Consider the following 25,025-nt stretch of genomic DNA (forward strand, 5'->3'; position numbering starts at 1 on the left):
TCGGATGCTAGGTCGGGCCCTGGTGCCGCGCGCGGGGAGGCTCCAGGCGTTTCGCCGTCGGGTTCCCCGCACGGTTAGAGTGTCGCGGTCATGCGCAACCGTCGTCGTCCTTCCCGCCCGGCACCCCAGGAGGTGCGGGTCGTCACCGACTCCACCGCCTGCCTGCCCGCCGGGCTGCAGGGCGGCCCGGTCGTGGTGCCGCTGCGCGTCCTGGTGGGCGACGAGGCCTATGCGGAGGGCGAGGACATCACGCCCGACCGCCTGGCCCAGCTCGTCTCCGAGGGCGAGCAGGTGACCACGTCGCAGCCGTCGCCCGAGGCGTTCGCGGCCGTCTATCGCAACCTCGGTGAGCAGGGCGGTCGATCGGTCGTCTCGGTGCACCTCTCCGGTGCGCTGTCGGGCACCGTCGGCTCGGCGGGTACCGCCGCGGCACGGTCACCCCTGCAGGTGCGCGCGGTGGACTCGCGGACGGCGGCCGCGGGCCTCGGTTTCGCGGCCCGCGCCGCGGCCGAGTGCGCCGCCGCCGGGGCCGACGCCGCCCATGTCGCCGCGCGGGCCATCGAGGTCGCGGGGACGGCCCATGCCGTGTTCGTGGTCGACACGCTGGAGCACCTGCGACGCGGCGGGCGGCTGTCCGGCCCGGCGGCCGCGCTCGGCACCGTCCTGGGCGTCAAGCCGATCCTGCGGCTGTCCGACGGCGCGATCGAGCTGGCCCAGCGGGTGCGCACCCGCGCGGCCGGCGCCGAACGGCTGCTGGAGCAGGCCGCCGCGTTCGTCGCCGAGGCGGAGCGGCCCGTCGTCGCCGTCCACCACTTCGGCGCGCACGACCGGGCGCTCGCCCTGGCGGGCCGTCTCCACACCCGCACGCGCGCGGACGTCGAGGTCACGCCGCTGAGCGCGGTGCTCGGCGTGCACGTCGGCCCGGGCACGCTCGCCGTCGTCGTCGCGGACCTGGGCGACCACGTGCACTGACGCGCCCGGCGCCTGCCCGGCGCCACGCTGCGGTCGGAAGAACGTCAGGTGGTCGGCAGCTCGGCCTGCCGATCACCTGACGCTGAACCGATCACGACGTCGCTCAGCGCGCCAGGACCTCGCGCAGCTTTGCCGCGAACTCGACCGGCTTGTCGGCGGGCTGGCCGTACTCCCCGCCGCTGAACCCGCCGTGGCCCCCGGGGAAGACGATCGGTGCGGCGTCGAGCAGCGCCTCGGTCGCACGGGCGGAGCGGCCCGTCAGCTCGTCGCCCGTGTCCTCTCCGACGGCGACCATGACCTCGGGCGTGCCGGGCCGGAGGGTCGCCCAGTCCGGCTCGTACTGCGTCAGGAGACGCATGTTGACGCCCAGCAGCAGGTCGTCACGTGTGCCGTCGTCCTCGGTCGGCAGGCCGAACACGGCCGGGTCCGGGTCGGGCTGGGCGACGTAGTCCGCGGTGAGCTCGCCCGTGGCCATGACCAGGGCGATGAACTTCGCCATCCCCGCCCCGAACCCCTTCGCCTGGTAGGTGTCGTGGATGTCGGTCAGGGCCGCGTCCACGGCCTCCCGGTCCGGGAGCACGCTGGGTAGCGGCGGTTCGTGCGCGACGACGGTCCGCACGTCTCCCGGGTGCGTCGCCGCGAGCTCGAACGCCACCAGGGCGCCGCCGCTGGAGGCGAAGAGGTCCACCGGGCCGCCGCCGACGGCCTCGACGACGCGGTGCACGTCGTCGGCGTGGTCCGCGATCCCAGGCGCCCCGGTGCGCGTGCTGCGCTCGACGCCGCGCGGGTCGTAGGTCACCACGGTGCGGTCGGTGAAGTGGCCGGCCAGCGTGGTGAAGCCCTCGGCGCCCATCGGCAGGCCGATCAGCAGCAGCGGCGGCTCGTCGGTGGGGGTCGTGGCCTCGCGCACGTCATAGGTCAGGACGGCGCCCGGCACGTCGAGGGTGTGGGTCTTCTTGTCGGTCATGGTGCTCGCTCCTGGTCTGTTCCGTGCTGCCCGGGTCTGCGGGTGCCGTCCGGGTCCGCATGCGGTCGTCAGGTCCGACGACGGCGCCGGGGCGAACTCATCGGTGCGCCCGGACGAAACTCGTCGGCCGGGCACACAGACCCTCGGTACGGCGTCGTGCGGGTACGAGCTGGACCACAGGGGGCTCTTCTTGCTGTCTGTGCACAGGCAGGCGCCGGTGCCCGTCCGAGGGGTGCGCCGCGCGCCTAGCGTCCGGGACATGCAGCCAGAGACCGCGCAGCAGCGCCGCCCAGAACCCTGGCCGTTCGGCCCGGTGCGCGGGTCCGACGGCCCCAGACCCTTGCCCGTCGTGGAGTCGGCCGTGCCCGTCGTGGAGCTGGCCGTGCCGGCCATGACGTCGCCCGCGCCGCACCCGGACACCCCGTGGGCCACATCCGCGACAGCCCCGAAGGCCGGTGAGGACGATGCCCGTACCGAGACCGACGACCTGGTGGCCCGTCTGCGTGCCCGTCGGTCCACCTCGGGCGTGGCCGCCGCTTACGCGGCGGCGCACGGCCATCCCGCCGACCCGCGGGCCGAGCAGGGCGCCCGCCGGTGGGCTCTGACCGGCACGACGGCGGTCGTGGCAGTTGTGACCGTGCTGCTGCTGGGGCTCGGTGTGGCCGCACTCTCGCTGCGGGGCGGCGACGTCGAGGCCCTGGCCCCGGTTGCCGCCGACAAGGGGCCGGACAGCGGGCCGGCGCGCCCCGGGGCGGGCGGGGACGAGGTCGTGAGCGGGCCCGACCCGTCGTCGGAACCGGTCGGCCCGGGTGGCCCGGGTGGGTCGGGTGGCTCGGGTGGCTCGGGCGAGCCAGGTGGGTCCGGCGCTGCGAGCGGTACCCCGGGAGCGGCGGGCGGCGGCCTGCTCGTGCACGTGGTCGGCGAGGTGGCCCGGCCGGGCCTGGTCACCCTGCCCGACGGCGCCCGGGTGGCCGACGCCGTCGAGGCCGCCGGCGGCGTGACCCGCAAGGCCGACCTGGCCGCCGTGAACCTGGCCCGGGCGGTGGTCGACGGCGAGCAGCTGTACGTGCCGAGGCCGGGGGAGTCGGTGCCGGGAACTGCGGCAGCGGGAGCGGGCGGGCCTGCCGCCCCGGGCGGTGGTGGCGGTGCCGGGAGCGCAGGCGGCGTCGTCGACATCAACAGGGCTGACGCCGCCGGGCTGGAGGCGCTCCCCGGTGTGGGACCGTCGATCGCCCGGGCGATCGTCGAGTGGCGCGAGACGAACGGCGCGTTCGCGAGCGTGGACGAGCTGGACGACGTGCCGGGCATCGGCCCGGCCACCCTGGGCGAGCTCCGCGACAGCGCGCGGGTGGGGCCATGACCGACCTGCGGATGCTGCCCGCCGCCCTCGCGGTCTGGGTCGCGGCCTGGGCGCTGACGGGCCCTGGGGAGCGCTGGAGCGGTCTGGCGGCGGGGCTGGTCGCGGTCGTGCTCGTCGCCGCGGGCCTCGGGATCGTGTTCCTGGGCGGTCCAGGTCGTGATGGCCTCCCGGTATCCCGCTCCCGACGGGCGATGACCGCATGGCCGGCGGGGCACGGCCGGCGAACTTGGCTCGTCCTGCCGGACGGGCATCCGCAGCCGGGCCGAGACGCGCGGACAGCCGGGCCCGCCCGGACAGCCCGGCCCGCCCGACCCGCTGCAGCGACCGTCCTGGTCGCGCACATCGCCCTCGCCGCGGCCTGCGTCCTCGGGGTCACGGCCTCCGCGCACGTCCAGCTCACGGGCCGCGCGCCGCTCGCAGGGCTGGCCGAGCAGCGCGTGACGGCGACCCTCGTCGGCGCCGTGGTCTCCCAGCCCGAGCCGTTCGCCTTCGCTCCCGGTGCCGGGCAGCACCGCTGGGTGCTGGCCGCGCGCACGGTGGACGCCCGCGGCGTCGAGTCGGCGGTGCGGGCCCACGTCCAGGTGCTGTCCGACGCCGTGCCCCGGTACGGGGCGACCGTGACAGTCTCGGGCGGGCTGCGCCCCGCCGACCCCGGCGCTGCGGAGACCGCCCGGCTGAACGCCGACAGCACCGCCGAGATCCGGGCCCCGCCGTCCGTGCTCCGCGTGCTCGACACCCACCGCACGGCGCTCCTCGACGTGACCGACCCGCTGTCCCCGCAGGCCCGAGGGCTGGTGCCCGGTGCCGCGATCGGCGACACCACGCGGCTCCCGGACGACCTGTCCGAGGAGCTGCGCAGAACCGGGTTGTCCCACATCACGGCGGTGTCTGGGGGTCACTTCGCGGTGGTCGTCGCCGTCCTGACCCTGCTCTGCTCGGTGGCCCGGCTGCCGAGGCCGGTCCGGGTGCTCGTCATCGCGCTCGCGTCCTTTGCCTTCGTGCTGCTGGTCCGGCCCGAACCCGCCGTGCTGCGGGCAGCGGTCATGGCGGCGTTCGCCCTGACCGGAGTGGCGCTCGGCCGGCCTTCCCAGGCCGTCCCGGCGCTCGCGGCGTCGGTCGTGGGGCTGCTCGTGATCGACCCGTGGCTGGCCCGCTCCTTCGGGTTCGCGCTGTCGGCCGCGGCCACGGCGGGGCTCGTGCTGCTCGCGGCGCCGCTGGCCGCGCGGTTGGCGCCGTGGACAGGGGAGGCCCTGGCGTTCGCCCTGGCCGTGCCGCTGGCCGCGCAGGCCGCGTGCGGGCCGGTGCTGGTGCTGCTCGACCCGTCGGTGTCCACGGTCTCGGTGCTCGCGAACCTGTTGGCGGGGCCCTCCCTGGTCCCGGCCACCGTGCTCGGGCTGGTCGCCACGGTGCTCGCGCCCTGGCTCCCGGCCGTCGCCGGGCTCGTGGCCTGGGCGGCGAGCGGTGCCACCTGGTGGATCGCCGCGGTCGCGCACCGGTGCGCCGCACTTCCCGGCGCGACCGTTCCCTGGCTCGGTGGCCCGGCGGGTGCGCTGCTGCTGGCCGCACTCACCGGACTGGCGTTGTGGGCCGTGCTGCGGCGTGGCCCGCGCCGCGGTTGGCCCGAGTCGTGGCGCGCGACGGCTCGCTCCGGCCTGCGCCAGGTCGTGCGTGAGACGCTGCGTGGGACCCCGCCTGACGTCCTGCGCGAGCCCCGGTCCGGCGGCTCGCGCTCGGCCCGTGCGCCACGACCGCTCACCCGGGCGCGCTTCCTCCTGCTCCTCGCGGCGGCCTCCGCGGCGGCGCTGGTCGTCGCCCTCGCGGCACCTCGGCTCGCGGCTCGCTCGGGCATGCCCGAGGACTGGCAGGTGGCGGCCTGCGACGTCGGGCAGGGGGACGCGCTCGCCCTGCGGACGGGTCCGGCGTCGGCCGTGGTCGTGGACGTCGGACCGGACGGTCCTGCCGCCGACCGCTGTCTCGACCAGCTCGGGATCGCGCGGGTGGACCTGCTCGTGCTCAGCCACTTCCACGCCGACCACGTGGGCGGTCTTCGTCCGGTGCTCGCGGGGCGCGAGGTAGCCGCGGCGCTCGTGTCCCCGGTACCGGAGCCGGCCGCGAACGCTGCGGCCACCGAGACGGCGCTGACCGCTGCCGGCGTGCCGGTCCGGATCGCGGGGACCGGCGACCGAGGGGCCGCGGGGAGCCTCACCTGGCGGGTGGTGCAGGCGGGCGCCGGCACGGGTGCGAACGACTCGAGCGTGGTGCTCGCCGCCCGCGTAGGCGGCCTGGACGTGCTGCTGCTCGGCGACCTGGAGGACGCGGGCCAGGCGGCACTGGTCCCGCTGACAGGACGCTTCGACGTCGTGAAGGTCGCGCCCCACGGGTCGGCGGTCCAGTCCCGCGCGCTCGCGGAGCGGGTGCGTCCGGCGGTCGCCCTGGTCTCGTCCGGCCGGGACAACGAGTACGGGCATCCGACCGACGAGGCGCTCGACCTGTACACGGGTGTCGGCGCGGCGGTGGTGCGCACCGACGAGTGCGGAACCGTCGCGCTGGTCGTGCGCGGAGAGGAGGTGTCGCTGGCCGGTTGCTGAGCGGTCGGGGCACGGGGCGTTCGCCGAGCGCGCCGCGCCACGACCGCGCGGCGGCACGAGGCCCGCGGGCGAACGGCCGGCGGCCCAGGGCGCGCCAGGTCCCGCCGCAGGCCACACGGGCACTGGTACACCACGGCGCGACACTTCGCGAAACGTTGCGGATCCTGACCACGGCCCTAACGTGGGGGGAGGACGGGTGAAGTTCCGTCAGCACGTACCAGGGGGCAACGTGGTCGAATCAACCCGAACCGCCCGGCGGCACCGCCGGATCATCGCGGTCACAGCGGCAGTGGCTCTCCTCGTTCCGGCGGCGGCGCTCAGCGCCGCAGGAAGGGACCAGGCGAGCGCACAGCTCCAGCTCCGGGAGGAACTGCTGGAACAGTCGGTGGTCACCGACGTCTCCGAGACCGACCAGGTGGTCCGCGTGGACACGACGCGAGACCCGGGGGCTGCCGCGGAGTGGCTGGACGAGTCGGCCGAGGTGCTGGACGGCTGGACCGTCGTCGTGGCCGGGGCGGAGCCCAGGTCCGGCGAGGAGCGAGCGGCGCTGGACCAGGAGCAGTCGGCGGGCGACACGGCGCCGGATGCCTCGTGCCCGGAGGTCCCGGAGGGCCCGCGGTCCGAGGACGGCTCGACGACGCCGGTCCTGGGCTGCGGTACCGGGCAGGACGTCCAGCTCACCGCAGGGGCGGCGCGTGCGACGCAGGGCGGTCCGTCCCGGACGCTGGGGAGCGCCGTCGACGACGTCCTGGCCTCCTACCTGCCGGGCGCGGACCTGCCGGCCACGAAGGTGCGGCTCAGCAAGGGGCACGCCACGGTCGACGTCGGCGCCGGCTTCGAGCAGGCGCTGTCGGACGCCGGGGTCTACCCGGGCGACGTCTGGCAGGCGCTCCTGTTCACGGCGTACAGCAACGGGTCCGTCGACTCGGTGAAGTTCACGCTCGACGGGGACTGTCTCGCCTTCGCGTACGCGACGGGCGGCGACATGTGCGCGTCGACCGACCTGCCGATCGATCTCGGCTGAGGGGGTGACGATGCGAAAGGCTCTTCGACGGCTCGTGTCGGTTCTCACCGTCGTCCTCGTGGGTGCCGGCGGGTTCCTGGCCGTGGCCCCGACGGCGGCGGCCGACGTGACCTACGTGCCGGACAACTGGAACGGCAAGGTGGTCTACCTGTCGCAGGCGTGCCACGACCGCGGGGACACCGTGTGCCACGACAACACGGGCTGCGACGGCTTCAGCGAGAACATCAACTCCTACAAGGTGGCGATGTCGACGATCAACGGCGGCAGCACGGACCACCTCAGCCTCCTCGAACGGGGCTACAAGGTGGTCCGGGGCAACGGGCTCACGCGAAAGAACATCGCCAGCTCGAACCGCGTGGGGGCGGACCTGCACATCCCGTTGCACTCCAACGCCATCAGCGCGTCCTGCGAGTCCGACAAACCGGCTTCGCGGTACGGCACGCACGCGATGTACGTGTCGAGTGCCGGCAAGGAGTGCGCGGCGAAGATCGTGCAGCGCGTCGGCGCGAGCAGCCCCGGCACCAACGACACCCGGCAGTACCGGACGGACCTGGGCGAGCTGAACCAGACCAACGCCGTCGCGTGCTACCTGGAGCAGGACTTCCACGTCTGGCAACGAGGGGTGAACTGGATGCGCGACCGCGACTCCTGGAGCTGGCGCCTGGCCATGGCTGTCGACGTGTACATGGGGTACCCGTGATGCGCGCCCGACCGTTCGCCCCGGTGGCCGTCGTCGCCGCGGCCCTGCTCGTGCTGGCCGGCTGCACGGCGGCCCCGACGGGCTCGGACACGTCGGGGCCGTCGCGCGGGACGGGGGCGACGACCGGGGCGAGCCCGTCGGCGTCGGGCGAGGCGGACGGCTCGGCCGAACCAGAGATCACCGTGCGGGCCGCAGGCGGCGCCTGGCTCGTGCGGGGCACGGGCTTCGCGGGCGGCAACCAGTACCTGGTCCAGTGCGTCGGCGGTACGACGACGGGGGCGAGCGCGCTCGACGAGTGCGACATGTCGACCAGCGAGCAGGTGGTCGCCGACGAGAGCGGCCGGATCTCCGCGACACGTCAGGCACGGGCATTCGTCAACGTCGGCTCGGTCTCCGAGGTGGACTGCACGGGCGATCCCTGCGCGCTGGCCGTCGCCGATCTGTCGGACCGGGTGCTCGCCGCGGCCCCGGCGCCGCTGCCGGGCGGTGCGGAGCCGCCGGACGCGCCCACGCTCGCGCTGTCCGAGCGGGAGCTCGGCGCCGACGACGGCCGCGTCACGGTGACGGGCAAGGGGTACGCCGCGGGTGCGACCGTCCGGATCGTGCAGTGCGCCACCACGTCCGACGGCGATGTGGACGGGGACAACTGCCTGTACGACGACGGGAAGCGCGTGATCGCCGACCGTGCGGGCACGCTGGTGGCGCAGCTCCGCGTGGTGCGGGAGATCGAGCTCGTCGGTGGGGGATCCGCCGACTGCGCCGATGCCGGCGCCTGCGTGATCGCGAACGCCTGGACCGACGGCGGGCGGATCGCCCTGGCCGACCTGGCCTGGGACCAGGACCGGGAGTAGGCCGGGGGCAGCAGACCGGGCACCGGCAGCGGGCAGGCACGGGCGCAGCGGGCCGCACATCTCCGCGTGACCGCCCGCTGTCGGTGGCGCGTGGCAGGCTGTGTCCGTGCCTCCCGCAACCAGACGCAGTACCGCCACCGCTCCCGCCGGCCGGAGCTGGGACGAGCCCACCGTGGCACCCGTCGTGCTGGTCCGTGGTGCCGAGCCGCTCCTGACCGAGCGTGCGGTGGACGGCGTGGTGCGGCTCGTGCGCGAGCGCGACCCCGACGTCGAGAAGGTGGAGCTGGAGGGGGCCACGTACGGCACGGGCCAGCTCATGGTCGCGGCGAGCCCGTCCCTGTTCGGCGAGGCCAAGGTGGTGGTGGTCCGCTCGACGGAGTCGGGCACCGAGGACCTGATGGCCGACCTCATCGCCTACGTCGGCGCGCCCGACGCGGAGACCACGGTCATCGTGGTCCACGGTGGCGGGCAGCGCGGCAAGAAGATGCTCGACACGATCACGGGCTCCGGTGCGCCGGTCATGGTGTGCGAGCCCGTGACGAAGGACGCCGAGAAGGCGTCGTTCGTGGTGGGCGAGTTCAAGGCCGCTCGCCGGCGGGCGGACGCCGAGGGCGTGCGCGCCCTCGTCGACGCGCTGGGCAGCGACCTCCGCGAGCTCGCGGCGGCGTGCGCGCAGCTCGTCGCGGACACCACGGGCACCATCACCGCCGCCACGGTGGACCGGTACTACGGCGGCCGGGTCGAGGCCACGGGCTTCCGCGTGGCCGACGCCGCGGTGGCGGGCGATGCCGGCGGCGCCGTCGCCCTGCTGCGGCACGCGCTGGACACGGGCCTGGACCCCGTGCCGATCGTCGCGGCCCTGGCGCTGCGCCTGCGCAATCTGGCCAAGGTCGCCTCGATGCGTGGCGGTGGGTTGTCAGCGCGGGACCTAGGTATGGCCCCCTGGCAGGTCGACCGCGCCCGCAAGGACCTGCGCGCCTGGACACCGGAGGGGCTCGCGACGGCGATCTCCGCCGTCGCGCAGGCCGATGCCGACGTGAAGGGCGAGGCGCGGGACACGGTGTTCGCCGTCGAACGCGCGGTCATGACCATCGCCCGCTCCCGCCGCACCTGACGGTACAACGGGATTGGTTTGGCTGGCCACGAGCGCCTCAGTATTGAGAGACCTCGAACACCAGGAAATCAGCGGACTCCAGTTCCTCTAGATTCTCCTCCATAGCCAGGACAAAGAGGTCGAACGACTGAGACTGTCCGGGTTTGAGTGTGTTGGTACTCGCCCAGTCCTCTTCGATGCGATCCCCGGACGAGTTGACGGCCTCAACGGACACGTCATAGCTGTGGGCTTGGTCGGCCTTATTCGTGAGCTTTACCGGCAGGCTGGTCTCGACGATGCCAGAATCGTCGGTCTTGGCTTCGAACGATCCGATTGCCACGGTCAGGTCCTCCTTGAGGATCTCCTCTGTTGCTTCGCCAGCCATCCTGTCTAGGTCGTCGTCCATTTCGGTCGCGGCGTCGTCGACACTCTCGGAGACCGCGTCGATGGCGTTGCTGTAGAAGGCCTGCGACGCGAGTACACCACCCATCGCGACGACGGAGACGATGATCGACGAGATCGCCAGACCACGGTAGTGGCTTCGCCCTCGACGGGTTCGGAGCAGGCCGATTATCCCGAATATCAATGCCAGCACTGCAAGGCCGGCGGCGAAGTTGTTGATGATCGGGATCACGCAGAGGAGAGCGGCGGCGACTGCGAGGATAAATCCCGTAATTGCAGACGCATTTCCTTTTGGTTGCATTGGTGGGGGGATGGGCGGCTGGGGCTGTGGCCCTGGGGTGCCGTTCGGCACAGGAGGCTCAGACATTTGAGGGCTCCCTGACGATGGATCATGTGTCCGGGGCAATCTGTTGCGCCGGCGTGCCCGGACTTGAATCCGGAATATGAGGCGTTCGTCAACATTAGCGACCGTCTAGTCCAAGCACATCTGGGTCAATATGAAATTGCACCAACATAGGGGTGGATCTGCCTTGTTAATGTCTACCGGTGCAGGTCCGGCGGGTGCGGACTCGCGCGGCTGAACTTCTCGCGCCTGACCCGGCGGTGCCTGCAATGTGCGCTTCTACCCAGTCATCGGGACCGGAATCACACTCGATTCCGGTCCCGATGACTGGGTAGAACGGCGCACCTCGGTGCAGGACGCGGGCCGGCTGCGGCGCTTGATACCGCCGCAGCCGGAGCTCGCCGCAAGCGCGCCTCCGGGCACACGAAAGACGCCGCCCGCCCGAAGGCGAACGGCGTCCGACGAAGTGGCTCAGAGAGCGGCGACCGACTTCGCGATGGCCGACTTGCGGTTCGCGGCCTGGTTCGCGTGGATGACGCCCTTGGCGACAGCCTTGTCGAGCTTGCGCGACGCGGTGGCAAGGGCGACCGTCGCGGTCTCCTTGTCGCCGGCTGCGACGGCCTCGCGCACCTTGCGCACGTGGGTCTTCAGCTCCGACTTGACGGACTTGTTGCGCAGACGAGCCTTCTCGTTCGTCTTGATGCGCTTCATCTGGGACTTGATGTTTGCCACGAGTGGACTTCCTGGTGTGTTCGCCTTGCGGCGAGCGGATAGGTCGTAGAGGGCGGTCGCAGGTCCGGGACTGGGGTGGGGACCCGTGGAGAGGAACTGCGACTGTGCCCGCCGACCTGGGCGGACACGCGACCTCCAAGGTTACCAGAGGGTCCGGCCCCTCGTGGGGCGGCGCGGTGTGACACCGGCTACGGGCGGCCCGTCCCGCAAAGGGCTTCTGACGAGCCACCATAGAATCCGGCTATGAGTACCAGGACACTTCGGGGCCGTTTCCAATGGACCGTGGTGGTCCCCATCCTTGCCCTGGTGCTCCTCGTCGCGACGTGGAGCAACCACGAGCACCCGGTGACCCTCACGGCGATCGGTGCTGCGCTGGTCGGCGCCGTCCTCGCCGCGGTGCACCACGCGGAGGTCGTGGCCCACCGGGTCGGCGAGCCGTTCGGCTCCCTCATCCTCGCGGTCGCGGTGACCGTGATCGAGGTGGGGCTGATCCTCATGCTGATGAGCGGCGGCAGCGACTCGGCCAGCACGTACGCCCGGGACACCGTCTTCGCCGCCGTGATGATCACGTTCAACGGCATCGTCGGCCTGTCCCTGCTCGTGGGGGCGGGCAAGCACCACCTGGTGAGCTTCAACGCCTCGGGCACCGGGTCCGCGCTGGCCACCGTCGTGGCGCTGGCCACGGTCTCCCTGGTGCTGCCCAGCTTCACCACGTCGGCGGAGGGCGGGGCATACACCCCGTTCCAGCTCGGCTTCGCGGCCGTCGCGTCCCTAACGCTGTACGGGGCGTTCGTGTTCACGCAGACCGTGCGCCACCGCGACTTCTTCCTGCCCGTCGCCAGCGACAAGTACGGCCGGGTGACCGGCCTGCTCGACGAGGACGGCGACGACCACGCCGACCCGCCGCCCGTCAAGGAGGCGTGGTTCAGCGTCGCGCTGCTGATGGTCGCACTGGTCTCGGTGGTGTTCCTGGCCAAGATGCTCTCGCCCACGATCGAGCACGGCGTCGAGGCCGCGGGCCTGCCCTACACCGTCGTCGGCGTGGTGATCGCGCTGCTCGTGCTCGCGCCCGAGTCGATCGCCGCCGTCCGCAACGCCCTGCGCAACCGGGTGCAGATCAGCCTCAACCTCGCCTACGGCTCCGCGATGGCGTCGATCGGCCTGACCATCCCGACCATCGCCGTCGCGATGATCTGGATGGACGGGCCGCTCACGCTCGGCCTGGACCCGACCCAGATGGTGCTGCTCGCGGTCTCGGTGGTGGTGGCGATGCTGAGCATCGCCCCGGGCCGGGCCAAGACGCTCCAGGGTGTGGTGCACCTGGTGCTGCTCGCGGCGTTCCTCGTGGTGTCGGTCCAGCCCTAGGGTCAGAGCGCGGCGGCGACCTCGTCGAAGATCGCCCTGTCCAGGATCGCCCCCTCGCGGCGGACGGCGTCCGGGTGGATGCGGATCACGCGGTTGAGGCGCACCTCGGAGGGGCGGCCGGAGCTGTCCCAGGCGCCGGTGCCGATGTCCATCCAGCGGCGGCCGGCGCGGGCCTCCTGTTCGGCGTCCCGGTCGTGGTCCTGGCTGGTGAGCTGCAGCGCGAGGAGCCAGGGCCCGTCGTTGCCCACGATCAGCACCGGCCGATCCTTGCCCTGGCTGTGATCTTCCTCATACGGAACCCACGACCACACGACCTCGCCCGGGTCGGGCTCGCCGTCCAGCTCCGGGCGATAGACGGGCTTGACCTTGCCCTCGAAGTCGCCGGGGTAGCCGTCGGTCTCGGGGAGGCCGCGCCCCGACGGCCGGGGCGGCCGCGGCGTCGCCGCCGGGCGGTCGCCTGCGGACCGCTCGCCGGCGGGCCGGTCGCCGCCCGAGCGGCGTTCGTTCTGGTCGAGGGCGGTACGGGCCACGGCCTCGACGATGTCGCCGAGCAGCTTGAGCCACGGGTTCTGCTGGTTCACGCAGGGCAGGCTAGCCCGACGCCGGCCCGCGGGCAGGCGGGACGACGCCGGACGGCGCGCCGCACCAGCCGCGATCCGGGCGCCGTGGCGCCCGCGCACCCCGACCCGGGCGACAGATCAGGTCAGGTCGAGCGCCCGGTCCATGTACTTCACGACGTCGTTGAAGACGTCCTCGGCGAGCACGTCTCCCTCCCGGCGCACGTCGTCGGGGTCCACGCGGACGACGCGGTTGATCCGGACCTCCGACTCGCGCCCCGAGGCGTCCCAGCGGCCGGTGCCGACGTCCATCCAGATGCGGCCGGCGCGCGCCTCCTGCAGCGCGTCCCGGTCGTGGTCCTGGCTGGTGAGCTGGAGGCCGAGCAGCCACGGCCCGTCCTTGCCCACGAGCAGCACCGGTCGGTCCTTGCCCTGGCTGTGGTCCTCCTCGTAGGGCACCCAGGTCCAGACCACCTCGCCCGGGTCCGGCTCGCCGTCGAGCTGGGGGTGGTAGATCGGGTGCACCTCGCCCTCGTAGTCGCCGGGGTAGCTGTTCTCTGATGCGAAGGTCACGCCTGGAACCGTACCGGAACGGGTGAAGTGCGCATCCGAGACTTACCCGGCACACGCCCGCGCGAACTCCGCCAGCTCCGCCGCCATGGGTTCCGGCTCCCAGCTGTGCATGGCGCCCGGCATCTCCTTCTCGGTGCCCTTGGGCACCTGCGCCACGATGCTCGCCGCGGCCACGGGCATCTCCGGGAAGGTCTGCGTCCCGTACATCGCCAGCACCGGGACCGTGACGTCGAGCGTGCCGTCCTCCAGCGCGTGCTGCGCCCACGCCAGCGACTGGGCGTCGGCCCGGTAGGCGGCGACGGTGCTTGCCAGCACGGGCCAGTCCGGGGAGACCTCCATCCCCGCGAGCCACTCGGGCGGCATGTCCTTCATGTAGTGCCGCATCGCGTTCTCGGTGTCGCCCGCGTCGAGCAGACGCTCGATCTCGTCGGCCCACGCCTGCGTGGTCGCGGCGGGGTCGCCCAGGGGCGCCTCCCAGAGGGCGAGGCCGGTGACGGGCAGCCCTGCCGCGGCGGCCCGCAGGCTGACCGAGCAGCCGGACGAGTGCCCGACCAGCACCGCGGACCCGCCCGCGACCTCGATCATCGCGGCGACGGCCGACAGCTCGCGGTCCAGGTCGAGGCGGCCCTCGGCGGGGCTCTCCCCGCGGCCGAGGCGGTCGAAGGTGACGGTGGTGAGGCCGGCGTCGGCGGCCCGCCGGGCGGTCTCGGCGGTGATCGGGTCGTCGGCGCGGTCCGGTCCCGCACCCGTCACGAAGACGAGCGCCGGCCCGGTGCCGTGCAGGTCGTAGGCGACGCGGTCGCCCTGGCTGGTGGTCGCGTGGTCGGTCATGTCCGTCCGACGACGGCGGTGCGCGGAACTCATCGGTCGGGAGCCCGCGGCCCCGGCCGGCGCCGGTCCCGGCGTCCCCGGCCTGCGCCAGTCCCGGCGTCCCCGGCCGGCGCCGGCCCCGGACGCAGCCCCCGACGGCGCCCGTCAGTCCGCCAGCACCGCCGCGACCCGGTCCTGGCACGCCCGCGCGAACTCGGGCCAGCGGTCCCAGTAGTACGGCAGCCCGATCACCGCCTGGACCAGCACCCAGCCGCGCCCGCGCGCCCAGGCGTCGGAGGAGTCGGTGAGCCCGTCGGCGGCCACCGCGCGGAAGGCCGCGCGCTCCTCGCCCGCGAACTGGGTCCAGGCGGGGATCAGGTCGGCGGCCGGGTCCCCGACGCCCACGCCGCCCCAGTCGATGACGGCGGTCATGCTCCCGCCGCGGGCCAGCAGGTTGCCGGGGAGCAGGTCGCCGTGGATCCAGTAGTTCTCGGTCGCCGGGCGGGCGGCCAGCGCCTGGTCCCACATCTTCGTCGCGGCGCGGCTGTCGATGCGGGTGCCGGACTCGGTGATGGCGGCGCGCACGCCGTCGTCCAGCCGGGCGAGCGGGACGCCGCGGGACGTGCCGTCCTTGACGGGACCGCCGGCCGTGCTCACCGCCCGCAGGGCCGTGACGAACTCGCCGAGCTGCCGGGCGGCGTCGGCTCCGAGCGCGCCGACGGCGGGGGACGCGCCGTCGAGCCAGGGTGTCACCGACCAGCGGAACGGGAAGCCCCCTCCGGGTTCACCGACCGCTTCCGGCGTGGGCAGCCGGAGCGGCAGGTGCGGCGCGAGGAGCGGGAGCCAGCGGGCGTCGTTGCCCGCCTGGTCCTGGGCCCAGCCGATCTTGGCATGCGGACCAGCAGCTCGTCGCCGAGCCGGAACAGGTGGTGGTCGGTGCCGCCGGGCGGCCCGGGCGTCACGGGGAGGTGTGCCCAGCGGGGAAACTGGCTCGCGACCAGGCGACGGACGAGGTCCGGTGTGGAGACGACCTCGTCGTCGTGCAGGCTCATGGCCACACCGTGGCACCGGCGCGGTCCGGCGGGCCAGCGCATTTCGAGCGCACCGGACAGGGCAGCGCGCCGGACAGGATCGCTACGGCACGATCGGCTGCGCCAGCGCCGCCTCGAGGTCGCCGCGGTCACCGGTGACGGTGAGCCCCGCCTCGTCCGGCGTCAGCCGGCGCCACAGCGTCAGCGCGAGCCCCTCGGCGGGCCCGGCGACGACGACGTCGGGCGCCACCTCGTCCGCGCGCTCGCCCGGGGCGCCGAGTACCCAGGTGGGCGCCCCGGCGAGGTCCGTCGCGACCAGCACCACCGGGAAACGGAGCGGCGCCATGCGGTCCAGGCCCACCTGCCGGGGCTGGAGCACGCTCACCACCTCGTCGACCGTGTCGGCCCACACCTCCGGCGCCGCCCCGACGAGGCCCGCCCTGGCCGTGCCCGCGGAGGCGGCCAGCAGGTCGTGCAGGTGCACGAGCGTCTCGTGGGTCTGCCTGCGGTGCCAGAACCGCACCGGTCCGGGGCCCAGGGGCGCGGGGTGGGCCAGGACCCGGCAGTCGGCCTCGGGGTCGAGCTCGGACAGCGACCGGCGCAGCTCCGCCGCCTGCGCGGCGTAGTGCGGCGCCAGGTCGAACGGCCCGTCGCCCAGCGCCACGCCCTTGACCCCACGGGCGTTGCCCGCGGCCCAGTGGTGCACCTCCGCGATGTGCTCCACGAGCTCGCGCACGGTCCAGTCGCCGCAGGCGGGCACCCGCGCGCCGGCGTCGGCGGCGGGGATCGCGGCCAGGAAGTCGTCCTGGAACCGGGCCAGCAGGGCCAGGTGGTCGAGGGTCATGTGCGGAAAGGTACCGCGCGCCACCGACACGCCGTCCGCCGTCCCGCCGGTACGGACAAGCGCTCCGGATGACGACCTCCGCGCGCCGTGGAACCGTGGAACCAGCTCCGACGTTCTCCACGCGATGCGCGCCGCGCATCCGGCCCGAGACCCTCGGCCCGAGACACAACCGCACGATCACCAGTGAAGGATCATGGACCCCGACAGTCATAGTCCCGGCCCGAACGCACGTCTCCGCACCACCGAGAGGAGGTGGATGCGTTGACCTGGGTGATCTCCCTCCTGCTGGGGGTCGTGGTGATCCTGGTGATCACCGCCGTGACGGGGTACTTCGTCGCGCAGGAGTTCGCGTACATGGCGGTCGACCGCGCGCGGCTCGCCTCCCGCTCCGAGGCCGGCGACGCCGGGGCGCGGCGCGCGCTCGGCGTGACCCGGCGGACCAGCTTCATGCTGTCCGGCGCACAGCTCGGCATCACGGTCACCGGCCTGCTCGTCGGCTACGTCGCCGAACCGCTCGTCGGTGAGGCGCTGGGCGAGGCCCTCGGCGGCGTCGGCGTGCCGGTCGGCACGGGCGTCGCCGTCGGCACCGTCCTCGCGCTCCTGTTCTCGACGCTCGTCCAGATGCTGTTCGGCGAGCTCGTGCCCAAGAACCTGGCGATCGCACGGCCGGAGCCGGTCGCGCTGTGGCTGGCCCGGTCCACGACGATCTACCTCGCCGTCTTCGGCTGGCTCATCAGGGTGTTCGACGCCGCGTCCAACGCGCTCCTGCGCCTGCTGCGCATCGAGCCGGTGCACGACGTCGAGCACTCGGCGACGGCCCGCGACCTGGAGCACATCGTCGCGGACTCGCGCGCCAGCGGTGACCTGCCCGGCGACCTGTCGGTGCTGCTGGACCGCATCCTGGACTTCCCGCGCCAGGACGTGGAGCACGCCATGATCCCGCGCGCCCGCGTGGGCGTGGTGCACAGCAAGGACACGCTCGCGCAGGTGCGCGAGCTGATGGCGGCGGGCCACTCCCGCTACCCGGTGGTCGACGACGACGGCGAGGTCACCGGCGTCGTGCACCTGACGGACCTGCTGTCCGCGCCGCCGGAGGCGACGACCGTCGCCGACCTGCTGCGCCCCGCGCTGGTGCTGCCCACGTCCATGGCGCTGCCCGACGCCCTGCGGGAGCTGTCGGCCACGCGCAACCAGATGGCGTGCGTCGTCGACGAGTACGGCGGGTTCGCCGGCGTGCTCACCGTCGAGGACCTCGCCGAGGAGCTCGTCGGCGAGATCACCGACGAGCACGACGACGAGATCGACCCCGTGACCGCGGCGTCGGACGGCGTCTGGGTCATGGCCGGCGACGTCCACCTCGACGAGGTGGAGCGGGCCGTCGAGCGCGACCTGCCGGAGGGCGACCACGAGACCATCGCGGGGCTGGCCATCGCCGTGCACGGCGCGCTGCCCGCGGCGGGCGACGTCGTCGACGTCGCGCTGCCGGTGGACCCCGCCACCCTGGTGGCCACGGACCCGCCGCCGCCCGAGGTGCTCCGCATCGAGGTGCTGGACGTGGAGCGGCACGTGCCGTCCCACGTCCGGGTCACCGTGGTCGAGGCCGAGACACCCGAGGAGCCTGCGGAGACCTTCGCCGTCGACCAGGCCGGTGCCGAGAAGGAGGAGACCCGATGAGCAACCCCTGGGTCGTCCTGGCCGCGACCGTCGTGATCATCGCGCTGAGCGCGTTCTTCGTGGCCGTGGAGTTCGCGCTCCTGGCCGCCAAGCGGCACCGCCTGGAGGACGCCGCGCCCACCAGCCGCTCGGCGCGGGCGGCGCTGCGCAGCTCCAGCGAGCTCACGGTGCTCCTGGCCGGCTCGCAGCTCGGCATCACCGTCTGCACCCTGGCGCTCGGCGCCATCACCAAGCCGGCCGTGCACCACTGGCTGACGCCGGTGTTCGAGACGTGGGGCGCGCCCTACTGGGCCGCCGACGTCGCGGGCTTCGTGCTGGCCCTGGTCATCGTCACGTTCCTGCACCTGGTGGTGGGGGAGATGGCGCCCAAGTCGTGGGCCATCGCCCACCCCGAGGCCAGCGCGACGATGCTGGCGCTGCCGATGCGGGCGTTCATGGTCGTGACCCGGCCCGTGCTCCTGGCGCTCAACGGCGCCGCGAACTGGTGCCTGCGCCGCGTCGGCGTCGAGCCGGCGGACCAGGTCGCCTCCGGGCAGGGCCCGGACGACCTGCGGCACCTGGTGGAGCACTCCGCCAGCGTGGGCGCCCTCGACATGGCCTACTCGGCGCAGCTCTCGGGCGCGCTCGACCTGCGCCGCCTGACGGTCGAGGACCTGCTGGCCGACCACGCGGCGCCGTCCGCCGTGGGGCACCACGCCACGGCCGCGCAGGTGCAGGAGGCGTCCCGCGTCTCCGGCCACCTGCGGATCCTGGTGCAGGGTGACGGCGGGCGGCCGGAGGGCGTGGTCCATGTCCGGGACACGCTCCTGCTGGCCGACGACGCGCCCGTCACGGACGTCACCCGGCCCGTCTTCGAGCTGGCCGCGGACGTGCCGCTGCACACCGCGCTGACGAGCATGCGCGAGACGGGCAACCACCTCGCCGTCGTGCCCCGGTCGGACGCCGACGGGCCGGACGGACCCGCGGCGGACTTCGGCGTGGTGACCCTCGCCGACGTGCTGCGGCGCCTGCTGCCGCGCACCACGGCGGGCCAGCCCGTCTGACGAGGCGCGGGTGCGGTGCCGGGGGACAGCCCCGGCGCCGCACCCGGCTCGTACGGGACGTGGGAGAATGATGGTCGGCCCCCGCCCATCCCGGCCACGATCCTGACGACACCACCCTGACGACGGAGCGAGAACGCTTTGCCCATCCCCGGTCCTGCGCTCACGGCGCGCATCCAGCCGAATGCCACGGCGCCCGAGCTGATCCGCAACTTCTGCATCATCGCGCACATCGACCACGGCAAGTCGACCCTTGCCGACCGCATGCTCCAGCTGACGGGTGTCGTCGACGCGCGCGCGATGCGCGCCCAGTACCTGGACCGGATGGACATCGAGCGTGAGCGCGGCATCACCATCAAGTCGCAGGCGGTGCGCATGCCGTGGGAGCTCGACGGCACCCCGCACGCCCTGAACATGATCGACACGCCCGGCCACGTGGACTTCACCTACGAGGTCTCCCGGTCGCTGGCCGCGTGCGAGGGCGCCGTGCTGCTGGTCGACGCCGCGCAGGGCATCGAGGCGCAGACCCTGGCCAACCTGTACCTGGCCATGGAGAACGAGCTCGAGATCATCCCGGTCCTCAACAAGATCGACCTGCCGGCGGCGCAGCCCGAGAAGTACGCCGAGGAGCTGGCGAACCTCGTGGGCTCCGACCCGGCGGACGTGCTCAAGGTCAGCGGCAAGACGGGCGTGGGCGTCGAGGCCCTGCTCGACCGCATCGTGCAGCGCGTCCCGGCCCCGGTCGGCGACCCGGACGCCCCGGCGCGCGCCATGATCTTCGACTCGGTATACGACACCTACCGCGGCGTGGTCACCTACGTGCGCGTGGTCGACGGCGACCTGAACCCGCGCGAGAAGATCGCGATGATGTCCACGCGGGCGACGCACGAGCTGCTGGAGATCGGCGTCAGCGCGCCCGAGCCGCACCCGACCAAGGGGCTCGGCGTGGGCGAGGTGGGCTACCTGATCACCGGCGTGAAGGACGTGCGCCAGTCCAAGGTGGGCGACACCGTGACCAACGCGGCCAAGCCGGCCACCGAGGCGCTCGGCGGCTACAGCGACCCCAAGCCGATGGTCTTCTCGGGCCTGTACCCGATCGACGGATCCGACTACCCCGTGCTGCGTGACGCCCTGGACAAGCTCAAGCTCAACGACGCCGCGCTCAACTACGAGCCCGAGACGTCGGTGGCCCTCGGCTTCGGCTTCCGCGTGGGCTTCCTCGGCCTGCTGCACCTGGAGATCGTGCGCGAGCGCCTGGAGCGCGAGTTCAACCTGGACCTCATCTCCACCGCCCCGAACGTCATCTACGACGTGACGATGGAGGACAACACCACCATCGAGGTGACCAACCCGTCGGAGTTCCCCGGGGGCAAGATCAAGGAGGTGCGTGAGCCCGTCGTCAAGGCCACGATCCTCACCCCGAGCGAGTTCGTGGGCGCCGTCATGGAGCTCTCGCAGTCCAAGCGCGGCGACCTGCAGGGCATGGACTACCTGTCCGAGGACCGCGTCGAGATGCGCTACCACCTGCCGCTCGCCGAGATCGTCTTCGACTTCTTCGACCAGCTCAAGTCCAAGACCCGCGGCTACGCGTCGCTCGACTACGACACGTCGGGCGACCAGGCGGCCGACCTGGTGAAGGTCGACATCCTGCTGCAGGGCGAGCAGGTCGACGCGTTCAGCGCCATCGTGCACCGGGACAAGGCCTACTCCTACGGCGTGATGATGACCGCCAAGCTCAAGGAGCTCATCCCGCGCCAGCAGTTCGAGGTGCCCATCCAGGCGGCCATCGGCGCGCGCGTGATCGCCCGCGAGACCATCCGCGCCATGCGCAAGGACGTGCTCGCCAAGTGCTACGGCGGCGACATCAGCCGTAAGCGCAAGCTGCTGGAGAAGCAGAAGGAGGGCAAGAAGCGCATGAAGAACATCGGCTCCGTCGAGGTCCCGAAGGACGCGTTCATCGCAGCGCTCTCCTCCGACGCGGCGGCCCCCAAGGAGAAGAAGAAGTAGGTGCCCGCACTTCCCCCCGGCATCCCCGTGCCCGACGACGGCGGGCTGCCCGCCTGGGCGCGCCCGTCGGAACCGGTCGTCACCGCCCAGCCGTTCGGCGTGTACGTGCACGTCCCGTTCTGCACGGTGCGCTGCGGGTACTGCGACTTCAACACCTATACGGCGTCCGAGCTGGGCGGCGGCGCCAACCAGGCGGCGTACGCGACCACCGCCCTGCGTGAGGTCTCCCTCGCGCGGCAGGTCCTGTCCGACGCCGGACGGTCGCCCGCCGCGGTCTCGACCGTCTTCTTCGGCGGCGGCACCCCGACGATGCTGCCCGCCGAGGACCTGGCCCGGGTGCTGACGGGGATCCGGGGGGCCTGGGGCCTGGCGGACGGTGCCGAGGTCACCACCGAGGCCAACCCGGACTCCGTCACGCCCGAGTCCCTGCGTGTCCTGGCCGACGCCGGGTTCACGCGGGTCTCGTTCGGCATGCAGTCGGCGGTGCCGCACGTGCTGGCGACGCTGGAGCGCACCCACGACCCGCTGCGCATCCCCGACGTCGTGCGCTGGGCCCGGGACGCGGGCCTGGACGTCTCGCTGGACCTCATCTACGGCACGCCGGGCGAGTCCCTGGACGACTGGCGCACCAGCGTCGAGGCGGCGCTGGCCACCGGCGTCGACCACGTGTCCGCCTACGCGCTGGTGGTCGAGCCGGGCACCAAGATGGCGGCGCAGGTGCGCCGCGGCGAGGTGACCCTGCCCGACGAGGACGACCAGGCCGCCAAGTACGAGCTGGCCGACGACCTGCTCACCGCGGCCGGCCTGCGCTGGTACGAGGTGTCCAACTGGTCGCGCCCGGGCCGCGAGTGCCGGCACAACGTGGGCTACTGGCGCGGCGACGACTGGTGGGGCGTGGGTCCGGGCGCGCACAGCTACGTGTCGGCACCGACGGCGGGTGGGGCGCCCGTCCCGGCCCCGGGCCCCGACGAGACGCCCGCCGCCGAGACGCCCGCCGGCGTCCGCTGGTGGAACGTGAAGCACCCCCGCGCCTACGCGACGCGGCTGGAGGCCGGGCACAGCCCGGGCGCCGGGCGGGAGCTGCTCACGCGGGAGGAGGCGCACCTTGAGCGTGTCATGCTCGGTGTACGGCTGCGCGAGGGGCTCGACCTCGGCGTGCTCTCGGCGCAGGGCCGTACCGCGGTGGCGGGCCTCGTGGCCCGCGGCCTGCTGGACGGCCGCGCCGCCCTCGGGGTCGGCACGCCTGGCACCGGGACGCCTGGCACCGGGACGCCTGGTACGGCGACGCCCGGCACCGGCACGCCGGGTGCCGGTACCTCCGGCGCGGGGACCGCGCGCGCCGTCCTGACGCGCCGCGGGCGCCTGCTGGCCGACGCCGTCGTGCGCGACCTGACCGCCTGATTCGCGCCCCCTTTTCGTCACGCAAAAGGTGCTTTTCGTTTGTTTGCGTGGTAGGCGAAATCGTCGATATCTTGTGCTGTTCATACCGTTACGAGGCGGCTCGGTCCCGCCTGACAAGGGGCACGCGCATGAGCAACACCTACGGTGGCTGGAACCCGCAGGATCCCTCCTCCGGACAGCACCCGGACCCCCGGTCGCAGGGCGGCCAGGCCCCGCAGCAGCCCGACCCGTACGGCCCGCGCGACCCGTACGGCCGCCCCGCCAACCCCTACGGCCGGCCGGACTACCAGCCCCCGCAGTACCCGCACGGCGGCTACCAGCAGCAGTACCAGACGCCGCCCCCGCAGCTTCCGGCGTACTCGCCGGTCCAGGAGCCGGAGCCGCAGCCCGACGACGCGCCCGCGACGATCGGTGGCGCGTGGCGTTGGGCCTGGGGCGCGTTCGGCACGAGCTGGGGCACCTGGGTGCTGATGAGCCTCGCGCTCGGCGTCGCGCAGATCGCGGTGGTCCTCCTGTTCAGCCCGTCCAGCATGGACGCCCTGTCGAGCTCCACCGACCCGGCGGCACTGGACGCCGCGTTGGCCGCGGGGCAGTCGTTCGAGGCCAGGGCGCTGGGCGCGGCGGGCACCGCCGTCAGCTTCCTGCTGCAGGCGCTCCTGTACGCGGGCGCGCTCGCCGCCACCCGCACCCGCAAGGTCCGGTTCCGGGACTTCTTCCTGCTGCGCGGCTTCGGCGGGCTGGTCGGGTACGCGCTGCTCGCGGGAGTGATCGGGTTCGTCGGCACCGCCGTCCCGGTGGTGGGTGGCCTGATCCAGCTGGTCTGCACGCTGCTCCTGCTCCCGGTGCCCTTCCTGCTGCTCAAGCGCGTGGGCTTCGGCCGTGCGCTCGGCGGGGGCGTCGGGCTGGTCCTGTCCCACCTCGGCGCGGCGTTCGCGTTCTTCGGCATCTTCGCCGGGCTGGCCGTCACGTCGATCTTCACGTGCGGGATCGGCCTGGTGGTGGTCGCGCCGGCGATGCTCCTGCTGGGTGCCTACCTCGTCCAGCGGTGGACCGGGGAGCCGGTCCGGCCCTGACCCGCGGGTAACAACTCGGCAGTTGCACATGCGGACTTGCGGAGAAAAGGTGAAGGTGGCCTCGGATCACTGATCAGTGAAAAGGGGATCACATGAGCGAGAACACTCCGCAGAACCCGTACGAGCCGGGGGCCGGCGGTCCGACACCGCCGCAGAACCCGGCCGGCGGGCCGACGCAGCCGGGCGGGCCCGCGCAGCCGCCGCCGTACGGCGCCGGTCAGCAGTCGCCCTACGGCGGCGCCACCCAGCCTCCGCCCTATGGCGGAGCGGGTCAGCCGCCCGCCTACGGGGGTCCGGGCGTGCCCTACGGCACGCAGTCGTCCACGCCGTTCGCCGTCGGCGAGGCACTGAGCTTCGGGTGGCGCCGCTTCACGGGGAACTGGCTCTTCTGGGTGCTCTTCATCCTGCTCTCGTTCGCCGTGGGCGCCATCTTCAACGCCAGTTCGTTCGGTGACTACCAGGAGATCAACGAGGCCGCGATGCGCGGCGACATCAGCTCGTCCACGGCGACCGGGGTGTCGTTCGGCGGCTCGCTGCTCGGGCTGCTCGGCTCGCTGATCAACTCGATCCTCGGCGCCCTCGGGATCAACGCGGCCCTGCGTGAGGTCTCGGGCGAGAAGGCGACCTGGGGCACGCTCTTCAAGGTGAACAGCTACCCGATGATCATCCTGGCGGCGCTCCTGCTGCTGGTGGCGGGCTTCGTCGGCCTGCTCCTGTGCGGCCTGGGCCTCATCGCCCTGGCGATCTTCGCGCCGTTCACCTACCACAACGTGGTCGACCGCGACCTCAACGCGTGGGACGCCCTGACCGGCTCGTTCCGGCTGGTGGGGCAGAACTTCGGCGCGGTGTTCCTGCTGGAGCTCGCGCTCCTGGGTATCAACATCGTGGGCGCGCTGGTGTGCGGGCTCGGCCTGTTCATCACCATCCCGCTGTCGCTCCTGGCCCTGGCCTTCGCGTTCCGCCGGATCACCGGCGGACCGGTCGCGAGCGGCCCGGCGGTGGCCGGTCCGGGCACGGCGGGGCCCGCCGTCGCCTGAGCCGATCCGTCGATCGCCGAGTCAGCACGCTGACTCGGCGATCGACGGATCGTTGCCGACTACTTGATGAAGCGGATGTTCACCGGGTAGCGGTAGGGCGCGCCCTTGCCGTTGGCCACGGCCGCCAGGATCATGAACACGATCGCGGCGATGAACGCGAGGTACACGATCCCGCCGATCCCGAACGTGATCGCGGTGATGATCGCCGCGGCGATCTGCGCGATGACCATGGTGATCTGGAAGTTCAGCGACTCCTTGGCCTCCTGGTCGACGAACTGGCTGCGCTCCCGGAGCACCAGCCAGATCACCAGGGGCGCGATGAACGACACCAGGAACGGGCCGATCTGGGCGAAGACCGTCCACATGCGCTCGTCCGACGGCGTGAGCGGCTGCGGCTGGTAGGGCCCGCTGTAGGCAGGGCCGGCCTGCGGCGGACCCTGGTAGGGCGACTGCGGCTGGGGCGTCCCGTAGGCCGGGGCGTCCTGCGGCTGCTGAGGTGCGGGGCCGGGCTGCTGGGGCGCCGGGCCGGGCTGCTGAGGAGCCTGGGGCTCCTGCGGGTTTTCGGACATATGACCAACCGT

At 73.2% G+C, this 25,025-nt stretch carries 23 protein-coding genes; 14 read left to right on the forward strand and 9 right to left on the reverse strand.

What is annotated here, in order from left to right:
- The first annotated feature begins 90 nt into the window (after window positions 1-90).
- The gene (locus QRN56_RS26950) at window positions 91-972 is read left to right on the forward strand and encodes a DegV family protein (protein ID WP_285108503.1); all 882 of its coding nucleotides are present in this window, start codon (window positions 91-93) and stop codon (window positions 970-972) included.
- 103 nt (window positions 973-1,075) lie between these two features.
- On the opposite strand, the gene QRN56_RS26955 is transcribed toward QRN56_RS26950, so the two are convergent.
- Complete coding sequence (locus tag QRN56_RS26955; RefSeq protein ID WP_285108505.1) at window positions 1,076-1,939, reverse strand: alpha/beta fold hydrolase; 864 nt, start codon at window positions 1,937-1,939, stop codon at window positions 1,076-1,078.
- A 259-nt stretch (window positions 1,940-2,198) separates the two neighbouring features.
- On the opposite strand from QRN56_RS26955, the gene QRN56_RS26960 reads away from it, so the two are divergent.
- The 6 genes from QRN56_RS26960 to holA all read left to right on the forward strand — a co-directional run bounded on the left by QRN56_RS26960 (window position 2,199) and on the right by holA (window position 9,576).
- On the forward strand, window positions 2,199-3,299 hold the full coding sequence (locus QRN56_RS26960) for a helix-hairpin-helix domain-containing protein (protein ID WP_285108507.1): 1,101 nt from the start codon (window positions 2,199-2,201) through the stop codon (window positions 3,297-3,299).
- The gene (locus tag QRN56_RS26965; RefSeq protein ID WP_285108509.1) at window positions 3,296-5,887 is read left to right on the forward strand and encodes a ComEC/Rec2 family competence protein; all 2,592 of its coding nucleotides are present in this window, start codon (window positions 3,296-3,298) and stop codon (window positions 5,885-5,887) included. Before QRN56_RS26960 ends, QRN56_RS26965 begins: the two co-directional genes overlap by 4 nt.
- Before the next feature lie 289 nt (window positions 5,888-6,176).
- Complete coding sequence (locus QRN56_RS26970; protein ID WP_285108511.1) at window positions 6,177-6,911, forward strand: hypothetical protein; 735 nt, start codon at window positions 6,177-6,179, stop codon at window positions 6,909-6,911.
- Window positions 6,912-6,921: 10 nt separating this feature from the next.
- Window positions 6,922-7,611: an N-acetylmuramoyl-L-alanine amidase gene (locus QRN56_RS26975; RefSeq protein WP_285108513.1), complete on the forward strand. Its 690-nt coding sequence runs from the start codon at window positions 6,922-6,924 to the stop codon at window positions 7,609-7,611.
- Window positions 7,611-8,462, forward strand: coding sequence for a neocarzinostatin apoprotein domain-containing protein (locus tag QRN56_RS26980; protein ID WP_285108602.1), 852 nt, complete (start codon window positions 7,611-7,613; stop codon window positions 8,460-8,462). The genes QRN56_RS26975 and QRN56_RS26980 overlap by 1 nt, the downstream gene beginning before the upstream one ends.
- Window positions 8,463-8,568: 106 nt before the next feature.
- Complete coding sequence (gene holA, locus QRN56_RS26985) at window positions 8,569-9,576, forward strand: DNA polymerase III subunit delta (protein WP_285108515.1); 1,008 nt, start codon at window positions 8,569-8,571, stop codon at window positions 9,574-9,576.
- A gap of 37 nt (window positions 9,577-9,613) precedes the next feature.
- On the opposite strand, the gene QRN56_RS26990 is transcribed toward holA, so the two are convergent.
- Together QRN56_RS26990 and rpsT are read right to left on the reverse strand one after the other, a co-directional pair.
- Complete coding sequence (locus tag QRN56_RS26990) at window positions 9,614-10,189, reverse strand: FxLYD domain-containing protein (protein ID WP_285108517.1); 576 nt, start codon at window positions 10,187-10,189, stop codon at window positions 9,614-9,616.
- Between the two features lie 582 nt (window positions 10,190-10,771).
- Complete coding sequence (gene rpsT / locus QRN56_RS26995) at window positions 10,772-11,032, reverse strand: 30S ribosomal protein S20 (RefSeq protein WP_026365415.1); 261 nt, start codon at window positions 11,030-11,032, stop codon at window positions 10,772-10,774.
- 243 nt (window positions 11,033-11,275) lie between these two features.
- Between rpsT and QRN56_RS27000 the strand changes: the two genes are divergently transcribed.
- A complete protein-coding gene (locus tag QRN56_RS27000; RefSeq protein WP_285108519.1) occupies window positions 11,276-12,397 on the forward strand; it encodes a calcium:cation antiporter in 1,122 nt (373 codons plus the stop codon).
- Between the two features lie 2 nt (window positions 12,398-12,399).
- Here QRN56_RS27000 and QRN56_RS27005 read toward each other — a convergent pair whose 3' ends face one another.
- The 5 genes from QRN56_RS27005 to QRN56_RS27025 all read right to left on the reverse strand — a co-directional run bounded on the left by QRN56_RS27005 (window position 12,400) and on the right by QRN56_RS27025 (window position 16,212).
- Window positions 12,400-12,978 carry a type II toxin-antitoxin system PemK/MazF family toxin gene (locus QRN56_RS27005; RefSeq protein WP_285108521.1) on the reverse strand — a complete coding sequence of 193 codons (579 nt, stop codon included), beginning with the start codon at window positions 12,976-12,978 and terminating at the stop codon, window positions 12,400-12,402.
- A 117-nt stretch (window positions 12,979-13,095) separates the two neighbouring features.
- Window positions 13,096-13,527, reverse strand: coding sequence for a type II toxin-antitoxin system PemK/MazF family toxin (locus QRN56_RS27010; RefSeq protein WP_350224618.1), 432 nt, complete (start codon window positions 13,525-13,527; stop codon window positions 13,096-13,098).
- Window positions 13,528-13,569: 42 nt separating this feature from the next.
- Window positions 13,570-14,358 carry an alpha/beta fold hydrolase gene (locus tag QRN56_RS27015; protein ID WP_285108523.1) on the reverse strand — a complete coding sequence of 263 codons (789 nt, stop codon included), beginning with the start codon at window positions 14,356-14,358 and terminating at the stop codon, window positions 13,570-13,572.
- A 144-nt stretch (window positions 14,359-14,502) separates the two neighbouring features.
- Window positions 14,503-15,405, reverse strand: coding sequence for a phosphotransferase (locus tag QRN56_RS27020; protein WP_285108525.1), 903 nt, complete (start codon window positions 15,403-15,405; stop codon window positions 14,503-14,505).
- Between the two features lie 66 nt (window positions 15,406-15,471).
- Window positions 15,472-16,212 (reverse strand): maleylpyruvate isomerase N-terminal domain-containing protein, encoded by a 741-nt coding sequence (locus tag QRN56_RS27025; RefSeq protein WP_285108527.1) that lies wholly within the window; start codon window positions 16,210-16,212, stop codon window positions 15,472-15,474.
- A gap of 261 nt (window positions 16,213-16,473) precedes the next feature.
- On the opposite strand from QRN56_RS27025, the gene QRN56_RS27030 reads away from it, so the two are divergent.
- The 6 genes from QRN56_RS27030 to QRN56_RS27055 all read left to right on the forward strand — a co-directional run bounded on the left by QRN56_RS27030 (window position 16,474) and on the right by QRN56_RS27055 (window position 24,444).
- Window positions 16,474-17,886, forward strand: a complete 1,413-nt coding sequence (locus tag QRN56_RS27030; RefSeq protein ID WP_285108528.1) for a hemolysin family protein — start codon at window positions 16,474-16,476, stop codon at window positions 17,884-17,886.
- Complete coding sequence (locus QRN56_RS27035) at window positions 17,883-18,929, forward strand: hemolysin family protein (protein ID WP_285108530.1); 1,047 nt, start codon at window positions 17,883-17,885, stop codon at window positions 18,927-18,929. The genes QRN56_RS27030 and QRN56_RS27035 overlap by 4 nt, the downstream gene beginning before the upstream one ends.
- Before the next feature lie 138 nt (window positions 18,930-19,067).
- Window positions 19,068-20,933: a translation elongation factor 4 gene (gene lepA, locus QRN56_RS27040; protein ID WP_285108532.1), complete on the forward strand. Its 1,866-nt coding sequence runs from the start codon at window positions 19,068-19,070 to the stop codon at window positions 20,931-20,933.
- Window positions 20,934-22,334, forward strand: coding sequence for a radical SAM family heme chaperone HemW (gene hemW, locus QRN56_RS27045; protein WP_285108534.1), 1,401 nt, complete (start codon window positions 20,934-20,936; stop codon window positions 22,332-22,334).
- Between the two features lie 128 nt (window positions 22,335-22,462).
- Window positions 22,463-23,407: a hypothetical protein gene (locus QRN56_RS27050; RefSeq protein WP_285108535.1), complete on the forward strand. Its 945-nt coding sequence runs from the start codon at window positions 22,463-22,465 to the stop codon at window positions 23,405-23,407.
- Between the two features lie 92 nt (window positions 23,408-23,499).
- Window positions 23,500-24,444: a DUF2189 domain-containing protein gene (locus tag QRN56_RS27055; protein WP_285108536.1), complete on the forward strand. Its 945-nt coding sequence runs from the start codon at window positions 23,500-23,502 to the stop codon at window positions 24,442-24,444.
- 59 nt (window positions 24,445-24,503) lie between these two features.
- Here QRN56_RS27055 and QRN56_RS27060 read toward each other — a convergent pair whose 3' ends face one another.
- Window positions 24,504-25,013, reverse strand: a complete 510-nt coding sequence (locus QRN56_RS27060) for a DUF4870 domain-containing protein (protein ID WP_285108537.1) — start codon at window positions 25,011-25,013, stop codon at window positions 24,504-24,506.
- Between the last annotated feature and the right edge of the window lie 12 nt (window positions 25,014-25,025).

Source organism: Promicromonospora sp. MEB111, from assembly GCF_030209445.1.
Lineage (GTDB): Bacteria > Actinomycetota > Actinomycetes > Actinomycetales > Cellulomonadaceae > Promicromonospora.

Bases quoted from the DNA above. Each gene is read 5' to 3' on its own strand.
- QRN56_RS26975 (WP_285108513.1), top strand. From the start codon at position 6,922: ATGCGAAAGGCTCTTCGACGGCTCGTGTCGGTTCTCACCGTCGTCCTC.
- QRN56_RS27025 (WP_285108527.1), bottom strand. From the start codon at position 16,212: ATGACCCTCGACCACCTGGCCCTGCTGGCCCGGTTCCAGGACGACTTC.
- QRN56_RS26950 (WP_285108503.1), top strand. From the start codon at position 91: ATGCGCAACCGTCGTCGTCCTTCCCGCCCGGCACCCCAGGAGGTGCGG.
- QRN56_RS27055 (WP_285108536.1), top strand. From the start codon at position 23,500: ATGAGCGAGAACACTCCGCAGAACCCGTACGAGCCGGGGGCCGGCGGT.
- QRN56_RS27050 (WP_285108535.1), top strand. From the start codon at position 22,463: ATGAGCAACACCTACGGTGGCTGGAACCCGCAGGATCCCTCCTCCGGA.
- QRN56_RS26960 (WP_285108507.1), top strand. From the start codon at position 2,199: ATGCAGCCAGAGACCGCGCAGCAGCGCCGCCCAGAACCCTGGCCGTTC.
- QRN56_RS26965 (WP_285108509.1), top strand. From the start codon at position 3,296: ATGACCGACCTGCGGATGCTGCCCGCCGCCCTCGCGGTCTGGGTCGCG.
- QRN56_RS27000 (WP_285108519.1), top strand. From the start codon at position 11,276: ATGAGTACCAGGACACTTCGGGGCCGTTTCCAATGGACCGTGGTGGTC.
- QRN56_RS26980 (WP_285108602.1), top strand. From the start codon at position 7,611: ATGCGCGCCCGACCGTTCGCCCCGGTGGCCGTCGTCGCCGCGGCCCTG.
- QRN56_RS27035 (WP_285108530.1), top strand. From the start codon at position 17,883: ATGAGCAACCCCTGGGTCGTCCTGGCCGCGACCGTCGTGATCATCGCG.
- QRN56_RS27015 (WP_285108523.1), bottom strand. From the start codon at position 14,358: ATGACCGACCACGCGACCACCAGCCAGGGCGACCGCGTCGCCTACGAC.
- QRN56_RS27060 (WP_285108537.1), bottom strand. From the start codon at position 25,013: ATGTCCGAAAACCCGCAGGAGCCCCAGGCTCCTCAGCAGCCCGGCCCG.
- QRN56_RS26955 (WP_285108505.1), bottom strand. From the start codon at position 1,939: ATGACCGACAAGAAGACCCACACCCTCGACGTGCCGGGCGCCGTCCTG.